At 68.2% G+C, this 3,756-nt stretch carries 5 protein-coding genes; 1 reads left to right on the forward strand and 4 read right to left on the reverse strand.

Translation table 11 applies throughout. The annotated features are described in order from the left end of the window. Positions 1–12 precede the first annotated feature (12 nt). The gene (glmU, locus tag ACXJKH_RS16750; protein ID WP_256776907.1) at positions 13–1,380 is read right to left on the reverse strand and encodes a bifunctional UDP-N-acetylglucosamine diphosphorylase/glucosamine-1-phosphate N-acetyltransferase GlmU; all 1,368 of its coding nucleotides are present in this window, start codon (positions 1,378–1,380) and stop codon (positions 13–15) included. An 86-nt stretch (positions 1,381–1,466) separates the two neighbouring features. Here glmU and ACXJKH_RS16755 point away from each other — a divergent pair, with 86 nt between their 5' ends. Next, complete coding sequence (locus tag ACXJKH_RS16755; protein ID WP_256776906.1) at positions 1,467–1,850, forward strand: GtrA family protein; 384 nt, start codon at positions 1,467–1,469, stop codon at positions 1,848–1,850. A 50-nt stretch (positions 1,851–1,900) separates the two neighbouring features. Here the strand turns inward: ACXJKH_RS16755 and ACXJKH_RS16760 are convergent, their stop codons facing one another. From ACXJKH_RS16760 to ACXJKH_RS16770, 3 genes are all read right to left on the reverse strand, one after another. Then, the gene (locus tag ACXJKH_RS16760; RefSeq protein WP_457321006.1) at positions 1,901–2,260 is read right to left on the reverse strand and encodes a hypothetical protein; all 360 of its coding nucleotides are present in this window, start codon (positions 2,258–2,260) and stop codon (positions 1,901–1,903) included. 152 nt (positions 2,261–2,412) lie between these two features. Further along, the gene (locus ACXJKH_RS16765) at positions 2,413–3,006 is read right to left on the reverse strand and encodes a chorismate mutase (RefSeq protein ID WP_457321008.1); all 594 of its coding nucleotides are present in this window, start codon (positions 3,004–3,006) and stop codon (positions 2,413–2,415) included. A 157-nt stretch (positions 3,007–3,163) separates the two neighbouring features. Continuing rightward, positions 3,164–3,586 carry a F0F1 ATP synthase subunit epsilon gene (locus ACXJKH_RS16770; protein WP_457321010.1) on the reverse strand — a complete coding sequence of 141 codons (423 nt, stop codon included), beginning with the start codon at positions 3,584–3,586 and terminating at the stop codon, positions 3,164–3,166. Between the last annotated feature and the right edge of the window lie 170 nt (positions 3,587–3,756).

Raw genomic sequence — 3,756 nt, forward strand, 5'->3', positions numbered from 1 at the left:
CGGCATCACCGCTCAGGCCTTCTTGACCGGACGCTTCCAGCCCTCGATGGTTTCCTGCCGCGCACGCGCCACCGTCAGCTTGCCGTCCGGCGCATGGCGGGTAACCACCGACCCGGCCGCAATCGTGGCGCCCTCACCGATGACCACCGGCGCCACCAGCGCGCTGTTGGAGCCGATGAAAGCGTTGTCGCCGATAGTGGTCTGCGACTTGTTCACCCCGTCGTAGTTGCAGGTGATGGTGCCCGCGCCGATGTTGACCTTGGCCCCGATCACCGCATCGCCCAGGTAGGTCAGGTGGTTGGCCTTGCTACCTGGCCCGAGGGTGACCTTCTTGGTTTCCACGAAGTTGCCCACGTGGCTGCCGGCGGCCAGCACCGTGCCCGGGCGCAGCCGCGCGAACGGCCCGATCTCGGCCGCGCCCTCGCTGACCACGCCGTCCAGATCACAATGCGCCTTGACCACGGTGCCCGCGGCCAGCGCCACATCCTTGAGCCGGGTGAACGGCCCGATGCTGACACCGTCGCCCAGCTCGACCCGGCCCTCCAGGATCACGTTGACGTCGATCTGCACGTCGCGCCCGACGCTGACCGTGCCACGGATGTCCAGCCGCGCCGGGTCCAGCACCCGGGCGCCCTGCGTGCACAGCGCCCGCACCGCGCGCAGCTGCCACGCACGTTCCAGCTGTGCGAGCTGCCACGGATCGTTGGCGCCTTCGGCTTCCTGCGCGTCCTCGACGAACGCCATGTCGGCCGGCGTATAGTCATGCGCGGCAGCGGCGAACACGTCGGTCAGGTAGTACTCGCCCTGCGCGTTGGCATTGGACAGCTGTGACAACCAGGTGCGCAACGCCGTGGACTCGGCGGTGATGATGCCGGTGTTGATGGTGCGGATGGACAGCTGCTCGTCGCTGGCGTCCTTCTGCTCGACGATCGCCGCCACGCGCCCCTCGGCATTGCGCACGATGCGGCCGTAGCCGGTCGGGTTGGCCACTTCGGCCACCAGCACCGCCAGCCGGCCCGGCTGCGCCAGCAGGTGGCGCAGGGTGTCGGTGCGGATCATCGGCACGTCGCCGTACAGCACCAGCACGGTGGCCGCGTCGGGCACGTTCGGCATGGCCTGCTGCACGGCATGGCCGGTGCCCAGCTGTTCGCGCTGTTGGGCCCAGAGCAGGTCGGTCTGGCTGGCGAACGCGTCGCGCACCGCATCGCCACCGTGTCCGTACACCACATGGATGGCGGCGGGCTGCAGGTCGCGGGCAGCATCGATCACATGGGCCAGCATCGGGCGGCCGGCAATCGGCTGCAGCACCTTGGGCAGGTCGGACTTCATGCGCTTGCCAGCGCCGGCGGCGAGGATGATGACGTGCAGGGCTTGGGTCATGGGGCAGCGTGTGTGGGCGGTAGTGGCTGCAATTCTAGAACGCGGACAGTTAACATGCTGCCTTTCCGCACCGGTACCGCCCTCCCGTGAGCCTGATCCGCCAAGGCAGCCGCTTCATCCTCATCGGCCTGGTGCAGTTGCTCGTGGACTGGGCGGTGTTCGTCGGTGCCACGGCATTGGGCGTTCCGACCGCGCCGGCCAACGTGCTGGGCCGGGTGTGCGGAATGCTGTTGGGGTTCTGGCTCAACGGCCGCTACACATTTGCCGCTGAAGGCGGCCAGCGCCTCGGCTGGGCGCGTTTCGCACGGTTCCTGGCGTTGTGGCTGGTGTTGACCGTGGTCAGCACGCTGCTGGTGAGCACGACGGCGCACCACCTGGGCCTGGCCTATGCGTGGCTGGCCAAACCGATCGTCGAAGGCGGCCTGGCCGCCCTCTCGTTCCTGCTGATGCGGCACTTCGTCTATCGCTGAACAGCCGGCGCAGTAACCGGGCACCGGTGCGGTGCCCGGCCGGGGTCAGGCTATTCGCACTTCAGCGCGCTGGCGACCTGGGCGAACTGGTCGTTGGCCGACGTGCAGCCCGCCTCCAGCGCCGTTTTGTCGTGCATGGTGGCCCACTGCGCCTTGGCCTGGTCCACGCCCTGCTGGAAGGCAGCGGCCGTCTGTGGGTTGGACTTGTCGAAGCAGGCCTTGGCGCGGGTCAGGTAGGCCTCACAGGCCTGGGGCAGGCCCGCGCCGATGCCGGCATCGGTGGACGCTGYAGCGGTGGACGGTGCAGCCGCCGCCGGGGTTGGGGTAGCAGGCGCGGCAGCGTCGTCCTTCTTGCCACACGCCACCAGGCCGGTGAGGGCCACCGCGAGAATCAATGCGTTCTTGAACATGATCATTCCTTGATTGAAGCGTCAGGGGTTTCCAATGCCTGCATGTCAGTCTCCGGTCGCGCACGTCCGGGGGCATGTCGGCAGGTGCACTTCTAGCAGCAAACTCCAGTCGCGYCATGCTGCAGCCGAACGTGCAGGCAACCGGTCCCGACTCATCCTCCGGTCGGCGCCGACCGGGCGCGTGCCTCGTCCGCACAGAAGCCGACCGTGGCCAGCACCAATGCGTTTCCACTGTCCTGCTCGTTCTTCGCCGCCTCCGCAGCCTGCCGGGCAATGGCCTGTGCCAGCCGGCGCGGGCAGTCCGGCGCAGCGCGCACATCGTCCAGCGATGCCCACTGCGCCAACAGGTGCGCATCCAGCACGTCGATGCGGTCCCGGATGACCTCCAGCGGCGGAGCCGGCGGCACCTGCGTGCCCAGCAGGAAGCGGTGTACGTCAATGTGCTGCAGCAGCTTGTTGGCCTCGATCAGCTGGCGATAGGTGGCCACCACGCTGTCCGGGTCCAACCCCATCTGCAGGGCGCGTGCGCGCTTGTCGGCGAGCACGGCCGCCTCGCGCCGAGGGTCTTCGATCGGGCGTCCGGCGGGAAACTTGTATGCCGCCACGTCGTGGGCGATCGCGTTGCGCGCCGCCACCTGTGCGATCCAGTCGGCCAGGCTGTCCTGCGGCGCGCGGGCGGACGCGGTGGCAGACAGCACCAGGCTGCAAAGGATGCCGATGACCGTGATAGTGCGTACAGGAATCATCGTCAGGCGCCGGGCAAAGGATGCCGCCGATTCTGCCCGACCTGGCCGCGCCCCGTTGCCGGGTCGATCACAGTACAGGCCATCTCCCTGCACGGCGGCCCGGATACGACAACGCCGGCACAAGGCCGGCGCAGTCGAACACCCGCAGGCAAGCTGCTTAGTGCTTGAGCGTCTTGCGCAGGCGCTCCAGCGCCTGCAGCTGGACGACCGCTTCGGCCAGCTTCTGCTGGGCCTGGGCCACGTCCATTGCCTCACCACGATTGGCCAGCATGCGCTCGGCTTCTTCCTTGGCCTTGCGCACCGATGCTTCGTCGATGTCCTGGGCACGGATCGCGGTGTCGGCCAGCACGGTCACGACCTGCGGCTGCACTTCGAGGATGCCGCCGGAAATGGCGAAATCGAGCTGCTCGCCGTTGGCCGTGGTCACCACCACCTTGCCCGGCTTCAACCGGGTGATCAGCGGGGCATGCTTGGGCGCGATGCCCAGCTCGCCCAGCTCGCCGGTGGCCAYGACCAGGGTCGCTTCACCACGGAAAATTTCCTGCTCGGCGCTGACGATGTCGCAACGGATGGTGCTCATGTAACTCTCTTCGCTAAGGGGCGGGTTGAACCCACCGCAGGTGTTCCGCAGCGGTGGGCGCGAGCCCACCCCGTGTCACGGTCGGGACGGGCGTGTGCCCGTCCCCGCCGCATCAGGCCTTCTCGGCCATCTTCTTGGCCTTCTCGACCGCTTCTTCAATGCTGCCGACC

It is taken from the genome of Stenotrophomonas sp. P5_B8 (assembly GCF_054049855.1).